A 15598-nucleotide genomic window follows, 5' to 3' on the forward strand; every position below is an offset into this window, starting at 1 on the left:
GGATCTGCGTCAGATCAATTGACAAGCGTGATGGGCTTTCCTAGGGTTCGCCCCATTGTTTTTGCCGGATGTAACCATGACTGCTGACGACCGTATCAAACTCGAACCGAGCTGGAAGGAGGCACTGCGTGCCGAATTCGACCAGCCCTACATGGCAGAGTTGCGCAACTTCCTGCAAGAGGAGCGCGCGGCCGGCAAGGAAATCTACCCTCCAGGACCGATGATTTTCAACGCACTCAATTCGACGCCGCTGGATAAAGTCAAAGTCGTCATCCTCGGCCAGGACCCGTACCACGGTCCGGGACAGGCCCACGGCTTGTGCTTTTCAGTCCAACCGGGCGTACCGGCGCCGCCGTCGCTGGTGAACATCTATAAAGAGTTGAAACGCGATCTGAACATCGACATCCCGGCCCACGGTTGCCTGCAAAGCTGGGCTGACCAGGGCGTGCTGATGATCAACACCACCATGACCGTGGAACGCGCCAACGCCAACGCCCATGCGGGTAAAGGCTGGCAACACTTTACCGATCGGATTATCGAAGTGGTCAGTGAACACCAGCCACATCTGGTGTTCCTGCTGTGGGGCGCGCATGCCCAGAGCAAGCAGAAACTGATCGATGCCACCAAGCATCTGGTGCTGACCTCGGTGCATCCGTCACCGTTGTCCGCCTATCGCGGCTTCCTCGGGTGCGGGCACTTCAGTCGAACCAATAAGTATCTTGAGCAGAATGGCGAGACGCCGATCGAGTGGCGGTTGCCGCCAGTTTGATGCGTTGACCGAGTTGGCCTCTTCGCGAGCAGGCTCGCTCCCACAAGGATCACGCGAACCCTGTGGGAGCGAGCCTGCTCGCGAAGGGGGCGACTCGGTCTTTCAGACAGAATCCGGCTGCCGATTCCAATACTTGAACAACGGCTCCGCCAGAAACAACACAAACAACAGCCGCATCACCTGCATCGCCGTCACCAGCGGCACCGACAACTGCAATGTCTCTGCCGTCAGGCTCATCTCCGCAATCCCGCCGGGCATCATGCCTAACGTCAGCGAACGCAAATCCAAATGCGTCAGCGCACTCAACCCCAATGCTGCCAGCGTGGCGATCAACATGGTCAGCACCGTGCCGATCAAGGTCCGTCCCATAAAAGAAGGCGCACGCCGGAAAAACTGCCGATTGAAGTGACACCCCAACCCGCTGCCTATCAACCATTGGCCGATCTGGCTGCCGCCGTTGGGTAAGCCGATGTGCAGGTCCCAGCCGATACTCACCGCTGCACTCACCAGCAACGGCCCGAACAGCCAAGGGTTGGGTTGACGAAGACGTTCCCACAGCCACGCGGCCAAGGCGCCGGCCGGGAATAGAAAGACCAGCCACCACCAATTGACGGCGGACGGATGAAAAACCGGCGTGCCGCTGCCCAGCAAATACTTGAACGCCGCCGGCACACACAGCACCACCACCAACACCCGCAGACTTTGCCCTGCCGCAACACGACTGAGCACCGCGCCATTGCGGGCACCGAGGTTGACCATCTCCCCGGAGCCGCCTGGCATGCTGGAAAAAAACGCGGTCGCGCGATCTTCACCGGTACGCCGCATCAACCAGACCCCGACCACGGCCGACAGGCTGGTGACCAGCGCACCGAAGAAGATCAGACCGAAGTGGCTCAGGACCTGCTCCATCACCACCGGGGTGAAGTGCAGGCCGATACCGATGCCGACAATCCACTGGCCGCACTTGCGGCCGCCAGGGATTTCCGCCAATTGCCAGGGTGTCAGGCAACGCACCAGGATGATCGCCAACAACGAGCCGACCATCCACGGCAGCGGCCAGCCGATCTGACTGGCCAGGTAACCGCCCAGCAGACCGACCAGCGGGGTTCCCCACCAGGCTTTGAAGGGTGTTCGATCAGACATCGGCGATAGCGCGCCGGGCGACCGAACGTTTGCGCCAGATTCGCAGGATCGGCATGAGCAGCATGATTGCGGTCAGCACCCAGACACCGAAGGTGATCGGGCTGGACCAGAGGATTTCCAGCGCACCGTTGGAAATCGACAGGGCGCGACGCAGGTTCTGCTCCATCAGGCCACCAAGGATGAAGCCCAACAGAACCGGCGACAACGGGAAGTCCAGCTTGCGCAGGATGTAACCGAAGATGCCGATGCCGATCATCAGGAACAAGTCGAAGGTGGTGGCATGCACCGCGTAGACGCCGATTCCGGTGATGATCGCAATCACTGGCACCAGCGCCCAGTTCGGCACGGCCAGGATGCGGGTGAAGATGCGGATCATCGGGATGTTGAGGATCACCAGCATGATGTTGGCGACGAACAACGAAGCGATCAGGCCCCAGACAATGTCCGGTTGCTGTTGGAACAGCAGCGGACCCGGGGTGATGTTGTACAGCGACAGCGCGCCGATCATCACCGCCGTGGTACCGGAACCCGGAACGCCGAGCGTCAGCATCGGCACCAGGGCACCGCAGGCGGCGCCGCCGATGGCGGTTTCCGGCGCCGCGAGGCCACGCATGTCGCCTTGTCCGAACGTGCCATTGGCGCCGGCAATACGTTTTTCGGTCATGTAGGCCACGGCACTGGCCAGTGTTGCGCCGGCACCCGGCAGAACGCCCATGATGAAACCGAGCAGACCGCAACGGATGTTCACCACGAACACCGACGACGCTTCCTTGAAGTTGAACATCATCCGGCCGGTAGCTTTCACCGCTTCCTGGCCGCGATGGGTTTTTTCCAGCAGCAGAAGGATTTCACTGATGGAGAACAAGCCCAGTACCAGCACAACGAACTGAATACCGTCGGTCAAGTGGATGTTGTCCCCGGTGAAACGGTACACGCCGCTGTTGGCATCGATCCCGACGGTCGACAAAAACAAACCGATCAGCGCGGCGATAAAGGTCTTCAGTGGTCGATCACCGGCCATGCCGCCGAGGCAGACAATCGCGAACACCATCAGCACGAAATACTCCGCCGGTCCAAAGGCAATCGCCCATTTCGCCAGCAGCGGGGCAAACAGCACCATGCCGCAAGTGGCGATGAACGCACCGATGAACGAACTCCACGCCGACAGCGACAACGCTACACCGGCCAGACCCTTGCGGGCCATCGGGTAACCGTCGAGGGTGGTCATGACAGTGGAGGCTTCGCCCGGAATGTTCAGCAGGATCGAGCTGATCCGGCCGCCGTATTCACAACCCAGGTACACCGCCGCCAGCAGGATCAGCGCCGACTCCGGTGGCAGACCGAGGGCGAACGCAATCGGAATCAGCAGCGCCACGCCGTTGATCGGCCCCAGGCCTGGCAACAGCCCGACGACGGTGCCGATCAGGGTGCCGCACAGCGCGGTCACCAGGTTGTACGGGCTCAGCGCGACGCCGAAGCCCTGGCCCAAATAGCCAAGAGTATCCATATCAGTTCTCCAGAACGTCGAGCACGCCCAACGGCAGTGGCACGTCCATCACCTTGTCGAACAGCAGATAAAGACCGATAGCCATCAGGCTGATGATCACCGTGCTGGGTAGCCAGCGGCCGCCATACAGGCGTGCCATCGGGATCCCGATCAGAATGCTGGCGACGATGAAACCAAGGGGTTCGAAGGCCCCGGCGAACACCAGCAACAGCAGTACGCAGATGCCGATTTTGGTTAGGGTTTCACGGTCCAGTTTCGGGTCGTCATCGCTGTGGATGATCGGTGTCGGGCGAAACACCATGTACAGCAAGCCAAGGCCCATCAGGCCGAGCATCAATAGCGGGAAGGCTCGCGGCCCCACCGGTTCGTAGGAAAAAGACGCTTGATACGGCCACGCCATCAGCGCCAGGCCAACACAGACCAGCAACAGCGCCGAAGCGAAAATGCGTTGTAAGAGCATGGGAAACTCCTGTGCCGCGGCCCCGCAGAACGGGGGCCGCAGCCGCTAGACAGAGGCGATCACTGAATCAGGCCGAACTCTTTGGCCAGCACTTTGTAGTCCGCAACCTGCTTCTTCACGTAGGTGTCCAGCTCCGGGCCGGTCATGGCGAACGGGAAGAGCTCACGTTGATCGCGAAGCTTGGCGAATTCCTCGGAAGCCAGCAGCTTGTCGAAAGCGTCTTTCCACCAGGCGTAGTCTTCGTCGCTGACCTTTGGCCCGAGGTAGAAGCCGCGAACCACCGGCCAGACGATGTCGTAGCCTTGTTCTTTAGCGGTCGGAATGTCTTTCATTTCCGGCTCGTCCAGACGCTTCTCGGAGAACACGGCCAGCAGGCGCATGTCACCACTCAGGATGTGCGGCATGGAGTCGGAGATGTCGGTGCTGCCGACCTGGATATGGCCGCCGAGCAGGGCGGTGGCGATTTCACCGCCGCCTTCGAGGGCGACATAACGCAGGTCACGCGGGTTGATCCCGGCAGCCTTGGCGACCAGCGCGGTTTGCATCCAGTCCTGGCTGCCGACGGTGCCGCCGGAGCCGATCACCACTTTGCTCGGGTCTTTTTTCAGTGCCTGGACCAGGTCGTCCAGGTTCTTGTAAGGCGAATCGCTTTTCACCGCGATGGCGCCGTAGCTTGTTCCCACGGCGGCCAGCCAGCGCACGGCGTTTTCATCGAAACGACCAAACTTGCCTTGGGCCAGGTTCAGCAGCGAACCGCTGGACCACGCCACCAGTGTGCCGGCGTCGGCCGGACGCTGAGCGACCACCGCGTTGTACGCCACCGCGCCGACACCGCCGGGCATGTAGGTCACACGCATCGGTTTGGTCAGCAGTTTCTGATTGACCAGCGCGCTTTGCGCCAGCTTGCAGGTCAGGTCGAAGCCGCCGCCTGGCGAGGCCGGGGCGATGCATTCCGGGCGTTTGGGCTCGGCCATCAGTTGGCCAGCGAACAGCAGGGCGCTGGCGGTGAGTGCTATTTTACGCATTGATAAGTTCATTCAAGTCTCCTTGGGAGTTGTTGTTATAGGTGTATTGAATTACCAAAGGGCAACGCTATAGCTCACCAGCAGACGCACTTCATCGGCATCGCGAGCGGAGTAGTTGGAACGGTAGGTGGCATTACGCAGGCGCACGGCGACGTCCTTGAGCGCGCCGCTTTGTACGACGTATTTGATTTCGGTGTTGCGTTCCCACTCTTTGCCTTCGTCACCGTTCTTGAGCTTGATGTTGTCACCGCTCAGGTAACGGCTCATGAAACTCAGGCCGGGGATGCCGAGTTTGGCGAAGTCGTAGTCGTAGCGCGCCTGCCAGGAATGTTCTTCGGCGCCGGCAAAGTCGTTGATCTGAACGAAGTTGACCAGATACGGGTCACTGCCATCGACATAAGGAAACGCGCTGTCGCCGGACATGTGCTGATAGCCGGCGCTGAATTTATGCCCGTTCAAGGCGTAGCTCACCAGGCCGTTGAGGGATTTGTTGTCGATCTTGCCGCCACGGGCCGCACCCTGGTCATCACTGATGGCCAGGCGCAAATCGGTGCCGAAAGTGCCAGGGCCGAACGGTTGCGAAGCGACAACACCGAGGAAGTGCTGGTTGTAGACTTCATCAAGTTGCGCGAAGTGGTAGCTGCCGGTGATTTTGTCTGTGAACTTGTAGTCCAGGCCGCCAAAGTCGAAATGCTTGCCGGCTGCGGTGCCAGCGAAGCGGCTGTTCTTGTTGTTGAGGGCGATGTCCTCGAAGTCGGTGCTGTCGCGGTCCTTGGCTTTCTCCAGACGCCCGCCGGTGAAGGTCAGGTTCTTGATCTCTTTGGAGGTCAGCATTCCACCTTCAAAAGTCTGTGGCAGGATGCGCCCGTCGTTGGGCTTGAGGATCGGCAGTTCCGGAATCAGGCTGCCGATTTTAAGTTCCGTGGCGGAGATCTTCACTTTGCCGGTCAGGCCCAGCTTGGAGTACTCATCGGCGGCGCGGCCGTCGTCATGGGTTGGCAGCAGGCCGGTGCCGGTGCGGTCGGGACTCGAATCGAGTTTGACCCCCAGCATGCCCAGCGCATCGACACCGAACCCCACGGTGCCGTCGGTGTAACCCGATTGCAGATTGAGCATGAAGCCCTGGGCCCATTCGTCACGCTTGGATTGCTGGGCGCTGGTGCCGTCGCGAAAGTCGCGGTTGAAATACATGTTGCGGGTTTCGAGGGTTGCCGTACTGTCTTCGAAGAAGGCAGCCTGACTCAACGGCGAAAAACCGGCGAGGGCGGCGGCACTGGCAAGGGCGGTGTGGTTGAGGCGGGAAAAGCGAGCAGGCGGGCGAGCCTGAAGCTGCATGGACAGCATCTTGAAATACTCCGTTTATTGTTCTTATTGGCGAAAACGCTTCGAGGCGTTTTTCGTACGCTATGTGCGGTAGCGACGGCAGTCGAAACTGTCCGTGGCTGGACTCTAACCGGCCAACCTTTCGCTAACCTTTCAGAAGACTTTCACGGTTTTCGGGCTTCACAGCGGCGGTTGCGGCTGTAAACTCCGCGCCAAAGAATGGCATCGACCATCCCTGAATGAGGTAAAGATCCATGCGTGTTCTGCTCGTCGAAGACCATCTGCAGCTCGCCGAAAGTGTCGCCCAGGCGCTCAAGAGCACCGGGCTGACCGTGGATGTGCTGCACGACGGCGTGGCGGCCGACCTGGCGTTGAGCAGCGAGGAATACGCCATGGCGATCCTTGACGTCGGTCTGCCGCGCATGGATGGCTTCGAAGTGCTGGCGCGCCTGCGGGCGCGGGGCAAGAACCTGCCGGTGTTGATGTTGACCGCCCGCAGCGACGTCAAGGATCGGGTCCACGGCCTGAACCTTGGCGCTGACGATTACCTGGCCAAACCCTTCGAACTGACCGAACTCGAAGCCCGGGTCAAAGCCTTGCTGCGCCGCAGTGTGCTCGGTGGTGAGCGCCAGCAGCGCTGTGGCGTGCTGGCCTATGACCTGGACACTCGGCGCTTCTCCCTCGGCGAAGAATTGCTGACCCTGACCTCCCGCGAACAGGCTGTTCTTGAAGCGCTGATCGCCCGTCCTGGCCGGGTGATGAGCAAGGAGCAACTGGCCTCGCAAGTCTTCGGTCTGGACGAAGAGGCCAGCCCTGACGCCATCGAAATCTATGTTCATCGCCTGCGCAAAAAGCTCGATGGCCAACCTGTGGTTATCGTGACGTTCCGCGGTCTCGGCTACTTGCTGGAAAGCCGCGATGCATAAGCCCAGCAGCCTGCGTTGGCGGTTGCTGTGGAATCTGGCGTTGTTGCTGGTGGTGTTGATGTTGGCCAGTGGTCTGAGCGCTTACTGGAACGGTCGCGAAGCGGCCGATACCGCCTATGACCGGACCTTGCTGGCCTCGGCGCGGACCATCGCTGCGGGCGTCTCCCAGCGTGACGGCTCGCTGAGTGCCGACGTGCCGTACGTGGCCCTCGACACCTTCGCCTACGACAGCGCGGGGCGGATTTTTTATCTGGTCAACGACATCAATCAGAAACTGATCTCCGGCTACGAAAACCTGCCGCCACCGCCGCCGGGAACGCCGCGAACTGATGACTATCCGGCACTGGCGCGTTTCTATAACGCCAAGTACCAGGGGCAGAACGTGCGCGTGGTGAGCCTGCTCAAACCCGTGAGCGAGCCGAACATGAACGGAATGGCGGAAATCCGCGTGGCGGAAACGGATGAGGCGCGGGTCAGCATGGCCCGCAGCCTGGCGGCGGACACGTTGTTGCGTCTGGGCATGCTGGCGGTGGGGGCGTTGCTGTTAGTGTGGTTTGCGGTCAGCGCCGCGTTGCGTCCGCTGGAACGCTTGCGCACCGCGGTGGAAGAACGTCAGTCGGACGATCTGCGGCCATTACCGTTGGTGGAAGTGCAGCACGAATTATGGCCACTGGTGCGCGCGCTCAATCACTTTACCGAGCGCCTGCGCGGGCAGTTCGAGCGTCAGGCGCAGTTCATCGCCGATGCCGCCCATGAGCTGCGTACTCCCCTGGCGGCGCTCAAGGCACGACTGGAACTGGGTTTGCGCTCGACCGAACCTGAAACCTGGCGCAGTACATTGGAAACCGTCGCCCAAGGCACGGACCGTTTGACCCACCTCGCCAATCAATTGCTCTCGCTGGCACGGGTCGAAAATGGCGCCCGGGCCATCGCCGAGGGCGGCGCGCAGTTGCTTGACCTCAGTCAGCTGGCTCGCGAACTCGGCATGGCCATGGCACCGCTGGCCCACGCACGCGGTGTGGCGCTGGCGCTGGAAGCGGACGAGCCGGTGTGGTTGCGCGGCGAGCCAACGCTGTTGAACGAACTGTTGAGCAATCTGGTGGATAACGCGCTGGCGCACACGCCGTCGGGTGGCAACGTGATTCTTCGGGTCACGGCACCGGCCGTGCTGGAGGTCGAGGACGACGGCCCAGGCATTCCTCTTGAAGAGCGCGATCGGGTGTTCGAGCGCTTTTACCGGCGCAACCAGCAGGTGGCTGGTTCGGGGTTGGGGCTGGCGATTGTCGGTGAGATCTGCCGCGCCCACCTGGCTCAAATCAGCCTGCACGATGGCGAACAGGCGGGGTTGAAGGTGCGGGTGAGTTTTATTGCCGGGTAGTTTTGTGGTGTCCGGGCTGGCCCCTTCGCGAGCAGGCTCGCTCCCACAGGGAACTTCGGTACTACAAAGATTCAGTGTGGGAGCGAGCCTGCTCGCGAAGGGGGCCGCTGCAATTCCTCTATCAGTAAAACATCGACCGCGACTCTTCCAGATCGCGGCACATCGACTCGTTCTCCGGATCAATTCCCAGCTTTTTGAACGCCGGCACGCTGAATGCGTCGATGCGGGCGAGGGGATGGTCGGTGTCCTTGTGGTAATACAGGTTGGCCACTTGCACCAGATCGACATAATCGACCCGCTCGGACTGTCGCTTGAAGTCCAGATAAAGTCCCGGCAGCTGTACCAGCATTTCCGGAAATTCCCAGACTCTGAGCAGTTTGTCGCCGAGCAGTGGATGAATGTGATCGATCACATGGTTGAGGCTGACCGGATCCGCCAGCAGTTCATAGTGATCTTCGGCGTAGGTCAGGATCGGCAACACACCGATCTGATGCACCAGTCCGCCAAGGGCGGCCTGATCGGGCTTGAGCTGCGTGTACCTGCGGCACAATGCATAGCTGATCCCGGCGATTTCCAGGCTTTTGCGCCAGACATCGCGCATTTTGTGTTCCACCACCTCGGAGCGGGCATGGAAAATCTGTTCCATGACCAGACCGATGGCCAGGTTGCTGCTGTAATTGATGCCCAATCGAGTGATTGCCGTGTGCAGGTCAGTGACTTCCTGGGTCGCGCGCAACAGCGGGCTATTGACCACTTTGATCAGACGCGCCGACAGCGCGGTATCGCGGCCGATCACTTTGCTCAGGGTGCTGACACTGATTTCCGGGTCTTCAGCGGCCTTGCGAATCTGCAGGGCCACTTCCGGTAACGTTGGCAGAACCAGGTCATCGTTATCGATGGCCTCAACCAAATCCTGTTGGACCTTTTCCGCCAGCTCGCTCATTTCGTTTCTCTAGGTATTGCGACAAATGCTGCTGTTAACGCTGGATTTCGCGATCGCGATCCAGTTCGTAAGGCAGGTCGAGCAGGTGCAGGGCTGGCCCTTCGAGCGCGCCCAGATGGATATCACCCCCTTCTGCTGCTTCGGCTTGCAGCACGGCCAGGAGTTCAATGTTTTGCCCGGTGTTGGCGGCCAGTACCACTTCGCCGATAGAGCTGCCGTGGGTAGGGGAAAACAATTGTGTGCCAGGTTCAGGCTGGTCGTTGGCATCCAGTTTCAGGCGGTACAAGCGGCGCTTGAGTTTGCCCAGGTACTGCATGCGTGCGACGATTTCCTGGCCGGTGTAGCAGCCTTTCTTGAAGCTCACGCCACCCACGGCTTGCAGATTGAGCATCTGCGGGATGAACAACTCGCGAGTGCTTGGCATGACCTGACCGATCCCGGCGCGGATCTGGCCCAACAGCCATTGATTCAGGTCGCCTTCGGCCAATACGGCGGACAGCTTGCTCTTGATAAGGTCGGCCTGGTCAGCGGCGACCCAGAGTTCGGCGCGCTCCGGCGAGACGCGAATGGCGATCATGCCGTCATTGCGCACGACGCTGTCGGTGTCAGCTGGCAGCTCAAGACCGAGGCTGATCAGAGCCGCATCGCCATGGTCGATGCCGAAGCGGACCCAGGCAGCGCTTTCATCGGTCAGTTTGGACTTGGAAAACACTGCGTACTTTTTCAGATCCGCCAGTTGTGGTTCCAGCAGTTCGGTGGCCATGGCCATCAGAACGCCGTCGCCTTCCAGCAGGATGCGGAAACTCGACTGCATCCGGCCCTTCTGCGTGCAGCGGGCGCCGAGGCTGGCCTGGGTGTCACTCAGGTAATTGAGATTGCAGGTCAATTGGCCTTGCAGGAATTTGCCGGCATCCGCGCCGCGTACTGCGAGAACGCCTTCGTGAGACAGGGTGCAGAAAAAAGCAGAATCGGCCATGGGTCATCGCAGGGTAAAGAGTCTGGGGGACATCATAAGGGGGCGCTCTTGAAATGGGTAGTTCACAAAGGATCGTTGGTGGCCGACCAAAGCCGAGTGTTCGACTCCGCCTGGGGCTGTATACTTGCCGCCTATTTGAGGAGCGCTCCATGGTCGAAGATGTTGAACTGAATCGCCTCTACTGGCACAGCCGCCGCGGCATGCTTGAGCTTGACGTGTTGCTGGTACCGTTCGTGAAAGAGGTCTATCCGCACCTCAATGATGTCGACCGCGATTGCTACCGCAAGCTGCTCGAATGCGAAGATCAGGACATGTTCGGCTGGTTCATGGAGCGGGCCGAATCGGAAGATCCGGAGCTTCAGCGCATGGTTCGCATGATTCTGGATCGTGTCCAGCCCAAGTAATGCGTTCGAATGCCGCTGGCATGCCTCACGGCAATTGCTGGCGGCGTATCTTTTAGCCCAGCTGTTCGCGCTGGGTTCGCTCTTCCTTCTATCTATTCCGGTCTGGGCCTGTCTGCTCGGCGTTGTTTGCTGTCTGGCTCACGGCGCTTGGGCGTTACCGCGACAGATTCTGCTGACACACCCAAGGGCATTTCGCGGCTTGCGTCGCAATGCCGATGGCTGGCAATTGTGGAATCAGGAGGAGGGTTGGCAATCGGTGCAGTTGCGACCGGACAGCCTGGCGCTACCGTTGCTCGTTGTGCTGCGTTTTCGACTGCGGGGCGAACGACGAGTCAGGGCAGTTTGTGTGCCTCGTGACTCGCAGGCGGCGGATCTGCACCGACGCCTGCGGGTTCGGCTCACGTTCAGTCGACGTAGGTGGGCGGCACCAGAATAGTGTCCAGGGCAACCGGCAGCATGTTTGGATAGTCGAGGGTGTAATGCAGGCCGCGACTCTCCTTGCGTTCCATGGCTGACTGGATCATCAGTTCGGCCACTTGGGCCAGGTTACGCAGTTCGATCAAGTCCCGACTGACCTTGTAGTTGCTGTAGAACTCGTCGATTTCGTCCAGCAACAACCGCACACGGTGCTGTGCCCGTTGCAAGCGCTTGTTGGTGCGCACAATGCCGACGTAGTCCCACATGAATCGCCGCAGTTCGTCCCAGTTGTGCGCAATGATCACGTCCTCATCGGAGTCGGTGACCTGGCTCGCATCCCAGACGGGCAGGGCGATCGGAACCGAAACCTGCGGCAGTTGCTCAAGAATGTCCGCCGCCGCCGAGCGCGCGTAAACGAAGCACTCCAGTAACGAGTTGCTGGCCATGCGGTTGGCGCCATGCAGGCCGGTGAAGCTGGTTTCGCCAATGGCATATAGCCCCGGCACGTCGGTGCGACCCTGCTGATCGACCATCACGCCGCCGCACGTGTAGTGCGCCGCCGGAACCACTGGAATCGGTTGCTTGGTGATGTCGATGGAGAACTCGAGGCAGCGTTCGTACACCGTCGGGAAGTGAGTCTTGATGAACGCTTCCGGCTTGTGGCTGATGTCCAGATAGACACAATCGACGCCCAGGCGCTTCATTTCATGGTCGATGGCCCGGGCGACGATGTCGCGCGGGGCCAGTTCGGCGCGAGGGTCGAAGCGTTGCATGAAGCGTTCGCCGTTGGGCAGCTTGAGGTGTGCGCCTTCGCCGCGCAGGGCTTCGGTGATCAGGAAGCTCTTGGCTTGCGGGTGATACAGGCAAGTGGGGTGGAACTGGTTGAACTCCAGATTCGCCACCCGGCAGCCCGAACGCCAAGCCATGGCAATGCCATCACCGCAGGCGCCGTCGGGGTTGCTGGTATAGAGATAGACCTTTGCTGCGCCGCCCGATGCGAGGATCACAAAGCGAGCGCCGTAGGTGTCGACTTCACCGGTCCCGCGATTGAGGACGTAAGCGCCGAGGCAGCGATCACCTTCAAGGCCCAGGCGCTTTTCGGTGATCAGGTCGACCGCGACCCGCTGCTCCAGCAGTTCGATGTTCGGTCGTTGTCTGGCCTTGTCGAGCAAGGTTCTGAAAATCGCTGCGCCCGTGGCATCGGCGGCATGGATGATGCGCCGATGGCTGTGACCGCCTTCGCGGGTCAGGTGGAACTCGAATCCGCCATCTTCAGTGCCTGACTGTTCATCGCGGGTGAAGGGCACACCTTGGTCGATCAGCCATTGAATCGCCTCTTTACTGTGCTCGACGGTAAAGCGCACCGCGTCTTCATGGCACAGGCCGCCGCCAGCATTGAGGGTGTCATCGACATGTGATTCAACGGTGTCGGTGTCATCCAGGACGGCAGCGACGCCACCTTGGGCCCAGAAAGTCGAGCCATTGGCGAGGTCGCCTTTGCTCAGCACGGCGATGCGCAAATGACCGGGCAAGGTCAGGGCAAGGCTCAAGCCGGCAGCACCGCTGCCAATTACCAGAACATCGTGTTGAAACTGTTGGCTCATTTCAGGATTCCGCTCAAAGCGACCCGGGTCGGGGTTGGCGCAAGACACCTGGATCGGCGAGTCAAGACAGCCACACAGCCCACTAGTATATAGAGGGGGGGAGCGGCACAATAGCGAGCACACATGGCATTGTGAAACTACTGTGACGGAAAATACCTGACGCTTCGTCGGATGGTTTTTCGGCCGGTTCGGCGACAAGACGACTGTATCAACGATTTAACAGTCTTTTTCTATTCACGGTTGCACAATGTCGCTCTTGCGCAGCTATAAATATTTGGAACTTTTGCCAAAGGCCCAAGATCAATAGACCGTTGCCTGATTCAAGGGACAGTGTCGGCTTCAACGCGGGATCTGAGATTTGATCCTTGCCGGCGAATCCGATGACAAGATTATTCGCGCAGCCGGGTTGACCCGCGCTGCGCTTTTCGTGCGTGCCAAATCAGAGCCCGCAGGAAACTTGCTTGGAGGGGGAGAACTTTTGCGAAAAGCCCGAGTCTATGTTTGCAAGTCTGGTCGTTTAGTTATGCAAGCCTCCTCCGAGCTTATCGAGGAGTGTTCATGCTAACCCAGGAAGAGGATCAGCAGCTGGTCGAACGCGTTCAGCGCGGCGACAAGCGAGCTTTCGATCTGCTAGTGCTGAAATACCAGCACAAAATTCTCGGGTTGATCGTGCGTTTCGTGCACGACACCCATGAAGCCCAGGATGTGGCGCAGGAAGCCTTTATCAAGGCGTACCGTGCACTTGGAAATTTTCGCGGGGACAGCGCGTTTTATACGTGGCTTTACCGCATCGCCATCAACACGGCGAAAAATTATCTGGTTTCACGCGGCCGTCGGCCGCCGGATAGCGATGTCAGTTCCGAGGATGCAGAGTTCTACGATGGCGATCATGGCCTCAAGGATCTCGAGTCGCCAGAGCGTGCATTGCTGCGGGATGAGATCGAAGGCACTGTCCATCGAACCATTCAGCAACTGCCAGAAGATTTGCGTACGGCCTTAACTTTACGTGAATTCGATGGTCTGAGTTACGAGGACATTGCGGCCGTCATGCAATGTCCGGTGGGTACCGTGCGCTCCCGGATCTTCCGCGCTCGGGAAGCCATCGATAAAGCCCTGCAGCCGTTGTTGCAGGAAAACTGAGACAGCGGCGACAGCCAAGAGAGGAACGCCATGAGTCGTGAAGCCCTGCAGGAATCGCTGTCCGCAGTGATGGATAACGAAGCGGACGAATTGGAATTGCGTCGGGTATTGAATGCCTTTGACGATGTTGAAACCCGTGATACCTGGGCTCGTTATCAAATCGCTCGGGCAGTTATGCACAAGGATCTGCTGCTTCCACGTCTGGATATCGCTGCGGCAGTCTCTGCTGCGCTGGCTGACGAAGCTGTACCTGCAAAAGCCTCCCGTGGTCCATGGCGCAGCCTGGGTCGTCTGGCGGTCGCTGCTTCGGTAACCCTCGCCGTACTGGCAGGTGTTCGTCTGTATAACCAGGACGAGATCGCTGGGGTCGAACTGGCTCAACAATCCAGTCAACCAGGTCTGGCCGTTCCTCAGGTCAAGGGTCCAGCTGTATTAGCAGGCTACAATGAGAGTTCGGAAGCCACTGGCCCTATGGCCAACGGCGTATTGCAAGGTCAGCCAGGCTGGCACGATCAGCGTCTGCCAGGCTACTTGCGCCAACATGCTCAACAGGCTGCACTGAAAGGTACTGAGAGCGCTCTGCCTTACGCTCGTGCAGCAAGTCTGGAAAACCGTTAAGGAGGATCATGCGCGCCATCCCTCTACTTACGCTTCTGCTCGGTGGCTGGTTTGTTGTTCCAGCCCATGCTGATGAAGCCCAGGACTGGTTGACCCGTCTGGGCCAAGCCGAGCAACAGCAAAGCTTTCACGGTACATTCGTCTACGAGCGTAACGGTAGTTTTTCTACCCACAACATCTGGCACCGCGTCCAGGATGGCAAGGTCCGCGAGCGTTTACTCCAGCTCGACGGCTCGGCACAGGAAGTCGTGCGCATTGATGGGCGTACTCAATGCGTCAGCGGCATTCTGATAGCAGGGCTTGGAGATTCCCCCAGCTCCGCTGCTCGTGCACTCGATCCACAAAAGCTAAAGAATTGGTACGACCTTGCCGTCATTGGCAAGTCGCGTGTGGCCGGGCGTGCGGCAGTAATCGTTTCACTGACACCTCGCGATCAACACCGCTACGGTTTTGAATTGCATCTGGATAAAGAAACCGGCCTGCCTCTCAAATCATTGCTTCTGAATGAACGAGGGCAGTTGCTGGAGCGATTCCAGTTCACGCAACTGGATACCGCCGATGTTCCGTCCGACAGCGACTTGCAGCCTGGCGCCGATTGCAAAACCGTTGCCCTCGACAGTGACAAGGCTTCTGCGATCAAGGCAGCGCAAGTATGGCGTTCGGACTGGTTACCACCTGGTTTCGAGCTGATCAGCAGTACCTCCCGCAAGGATCCAGAGACCAAAACCCAAGTCAACAGTCTGATGTATGACGATGGTCTGGCCCGTTTCTCGGTTTTCCTTGAGCCGTTGAATGGCGCAACAATTACTGACACTCGCACCCAGTTGGGGCCGACCGTTGCAGTTTCCCGACGCTTGACTACCCCGCAAGGCGAGATGATGGTGACCGTGGTCGGTGAGATTCCGATTGGCACCGCTGAACGCATTGCGCTATCCATGCGCAGCGACGCCACTGCAACCAAGTAG

At 59.5% G+C, this 15598-nt stretch carries 16 protein-coding genes; 8 read left to right on the forward strand and 8 right to left on the reverse strand.

Annotated features, from left to right (window positions below):
• Window positions 1-76 precede the first annotated feature (76 nt).
• Window positions 77-769: a uracil-DNA glycosylase gene (gene ung / locus JFU47_RS24325; RefSeq protein ID WP_201186185.1), complete on the forward strand. Its 693-nt coding sequence runs from the start codon at window positions 77-79 to the stop codon at window positions 767-769.
• Window positions 770-871: 102 nt separating this feature from the next.
• Here the strand turns inward: ung and JFU47_RS24330 are convergent, their stop codons facing one another.
• The 5 genes from JFU47_RS24330 to JFU47_RS24350 are packed head-to-tail and all read right to left on the reverse strand — an operon-like array spanning window position 872 to window position 6248.
• Window positions 872-1912 carry an AbrB family transcriptional regulator gene (locus tag JFU47_RS24330; RefSeq protein ID WP_140677409.1) on the reverse strand — a complete coding sequence of 347 codons (1041 nt, stop codon included), beginning with the start codon at window positions 1910-1912 and terminating at the stop codon, window positions 872-874.
• The gene (locus JFU47_RS24335) at window positions 1905-3419 is read right to left on the reverse strand and encodes a tripartite tricarboxylate transporter permease (RefSeq protein WP_123366797.1); all 1515 of its coding nucleotides are present in this window, start codon (window positions 3417-3419) and stop codon (window positions 1905-1907) included. The genes JFU47_RS24330 and JFU47_RS24335 overlap by 8 nt, the downstream gene beginning before the upstream one ends.
• A 1-nt stretch (window position 3420) precedes the next feature.
• Window positions 3421-3879 (reverse strand): tripartite tricarboxylate transporter TctB family protein, encoded by a 459-nt coding sequence (locus JFU47_RS24340; protein ID WP_140677407.1) that lies wholly within the window; start codon window positions 3877-3879, stop codon window positions 3421-3423.
• Between the two features lie 59 nt (window positions 3880-3938).
• Entirely contained in the window at window positions 3939-4916 is a 978-nt protein-coding gene (locus JFU47_RS24345; RefSeq protein WP_201186187.1) for a Bug family tripartite tricarboxylate transporter substrate binding protein, read from the reverse strand.
• 39 nt (window positions 4917-4955) lie between these two features.
• A complete protein-coding gene (locus JFU47_RS24350; protein ID WP_201186195.1) occupies window positions 4956-6248 on the reverse strand; it encodes an OprD family porin in 1293 nt (430 codons plus the stop codon).
• 233 nt (window positions 6249-6481) lie between these two features.
• On the opposite strand from JFU47_RS24350, the gene JFU47_RS24355 reads away from it, so the two are divergent.
• The gene (locus JFU47_RS24355; RefSeq protein WP_201186203.1) at window positions 6482-7153 is read left to right on the forward strand and encodes a response regulator; all 672 of its coding nucleotides are present in this window, start codon (window positions 6482-6484) and stop codon (window positions 7151-7153) included.
• The gene (locus tag JFU47_RS24360; RefSeq protein WP_123366792.1) at window positions 7146-8531 is read left to right on the forward strand and encodes a sensor histidine kinase; all 1386 of its coding nucleotides are present in this window, start codon (window positions 7146-7148) and stop codon (window positions 8529-8531) included. The genes JFU47_RS24355 and JFU47_RS24360 overlap by 8 nt, the downstream gene beginning before the upstream one ends.
• A gap of 121 nt (window positions 8532-8652) precedes the next feature.
• Here the strand turns inward: JFU47_RS24360 and JFU47_RS24365 are convergent, their stop codons facing one another.
• The gene (locus JFU47_RS24365; protein WP_201186204.1) at window positions 8653-9474 is read right to left on the reverse strand and encodes an HDOD domain-containing protein; all 822 of its coding nucleotides are present in this window, start codon (window positions 9472-9474) and stop codon (window positions 8653-8655) included.
• A 34-nt stretch (window positions 9475-9508) separates the two neighbouring features.
• Window positions 9509-10450: a CAF17-like 4Fe-4S cluster assembly/insertion protein YgfZ gene (gene ygfZ / locus JFU47_RS24370; RefSeq protein WP_201186206.1), complete on the reverse strand. Its 942-nt coding sequence runs from the start codon at window positions 10448-10450 to the stop codon at window positions 9509-9511.
• A 149-nt stretch (window positions 10451-10599) separates the two neighbouring features.
• Between ygfZ and JFU47_RS24375 the strand changes: the two genes are divergently transcribed.
• Together JFU47_RS24375 and JFU47_RS24380 are read left to right on the forward strand one after the other, a co-directional pair.
• A complete protein-coding gene (locus JFU47_RS24375; RefSeq protein WP_007944081.1) occupies window positions 10600-10854 on the forward strand; it encodes an FAD assembly factor SdhE in 255 nt (84 codons plus the stop codon).
• Complete coding sequence (locus tag JFU47_RS24380; protein WP_140677397.1) at window positions 10838-11290, forward strand: protein YgfX; 453 nt, start codon at window positions 10838-10840, stop codon at window positions 11288-11290. Before JFU47_RS24375 ends, JFU47_RS24380 begins: the two co-directional genes overlap by 17 nt.
• Here JFU47_RS24380 and nadB read toward each other — a convergent pair.
• Window positions 11259-12875 carry an L-aspartate oxidase gene (gene nadB, locus JFU47_RS24385; RefSeq protein ID WP_033054068.1) on the reverse strand — a complete coding sequence of 539 codons (1617 nt, stop codon included), beginning with the start codon at window positions 12873-12875 and terminating at the stop codon, window positions 11259-11261. The genes JFU47_RS24380 and nadB overlap by 32 nt on opposite strands.
• Window positions 12876-13433: 558 nt before the next feature.
• On the opposite strand from nadB, the gene rpoE reads away from it, so the two are divergent.
• Genes rpoE through JFU47_RS24400 form a run of 3 tightly spaced genes read left to right on the forward strand, consistent with a single transcriptional unit; the run spans window position 13434 to window position 15598 of the window.
• Entirely contained in the window at window positions 13434-14015 is a 582-nt protein-coding gene (gene rpoE / locus JFU47_RS24390) for an RNA polymerase sigma factor RpoE (RefSeq protein ID WP_007944079.1), read from the forward strand.
• A 30-nt stretch (window positions 14016-14045) separates the two neighbouring features.
• Window positions 14046-14633: a sigma-E factor negative regulatory protein gene (locus tag JFU47_RS24395; RefSeq protein ID WP_033054066.1), complete on the forward strand. Its 588-nt coding sequence runs from the start codon at window positions 14046-14048 to the stop codon at window positions 14631-14633.
• 8 nt (window positions 14634-14641) lie between these two features.
• Window positions 14642-15598, forward strand: a complete 957-nt coding sequence (locus tag JFU47_RS24400; protein WP_140892337.1) for a MucB/RseB C-terminal domain-containing protein — start codon at window positions 14642-14644, stop codon at window positions 15596-15598.

This window comes from Pseudomonas sp. TH39(2020), assembly GCF_016650715.1.
In the GTDB taxonomy this organism is placed as follows: domain Bacteria; phylum Pseudomonadota; class Gammaproteobacteria; order Pseudomonadales; family Pseudomonadaceae; genus Aquipseudomonas; species Aquipseudomonas mandelii_C.

Excerpts from the sequence above, each read along its gene's own strand:
- nadB (WP_033054068.1), bottom strand. The coding sequence starts at position 12,875 with ATGAGCCAACAGTTTCAACACGATGTTCTGGTAATTGGCAGCGGTGCT.
- ygfZ (WP_201186206.1), bottom strand. The coding sequence starts at position 10,450 with ATGGCCGATTCTGCTTTTTTCTGCACCCTGTCTCACGAAGGCGTTCTC.
- JFU47_RS24400 (WP_140892337.1), top strand. The coding sequence starts at position 14,642 with ATGCGCGCCATCCCTCTACTTACGCTTCTGCTCGGTGGCTGGTTTGTT.
- JFU47_RS24345 (WP_201186187.1), bottom strand. The coding sequence starts at position 4,916 with ATGAACTTATCAATGCGTAAAATAGCACTCACCGCCAGCGCCCTGCTG.
- ung (WP_201186185.1), top strand. The coding sequence starts at position 77 with ATGACTGCTGACGACCGTATCAAACTCGAACCGAGCTGGAAGGAGGCA.
- JFU47_RS24340 (WP_140677407.1), bottom strand. The coding sequence starts at position 3,879 with ATGCTCTTACAACGCATTTTCGCTTCGGCGCTGTTGCTGGTCTGTGTT.
- JFU47_RS24335 (WP_123366797.1), bottom strand. The coding sequence starts at position 3,419 with ATGGATACTCTTGGCTATTTGGGCCAGGGCTTCGGCGTCGCGCTGAGC.
- rpoE (WP_007944079.1), top strand. The coding sequence starts at position 13,434 with ATGCTAACCCAGGAAGAGGATCAGCAGCTGGTCGAACGCGTTCAGCGC.
- JFU47_RS24330 (WP_140677409.1), bottom strand. The coding sequence starts at position 1,912 with ATGTCTGATCGAACACCCTTCAAAGCCTGGTGGGGAACCCCGCTGGTC.
- JFU47_RS24355 (WP_201186203.1), top strand. The coding sequence starts at position 6,482 with ATGCGTGTTCTGCTCGTCGAAGACCATCTGCAGCTCGCCGAAAGTGTC.
- JFU47_RS24365 (WP_201186204.1), bottom strand. The coding sequence starts at position 9,474 with ATGAGCGAGCTGGCGGAAAAGGTCCAACAGGATTTGGTTGAGGCCATC.
- JFU47_RS24360 (WP_123366792.1), top strand. The coding sequence starts at position 7,146 with ATGCATAAGCCCAGCAGCCTGCGTTGGCGGTTGCTGTGGAATCTGGCG.
- JFU47_RS24395 (WP_033054066.1), top strand. The coding sequence starts at position 14,046 with ATGAGTCGTGAAGCCCTGCAGGAATCGCTGTCCGCAGTGATGGATAAC.
- JFU47_RS24350 (WP_201186195.1), bottom strand. The coding sequence starts at position 6,248 with ATGCTGTCCATGCAGCTTCAGGCTCGCCCGCCTGCTCGCTTTTCCCGC.
- JFU47_RS24375 (WP_007944081.1), top strand. The coding sequence starts at position 10,600 with ATGGTCGAAGATGTTGAACTGAATCGCCTCTACTGGCACAGCCGCCGC.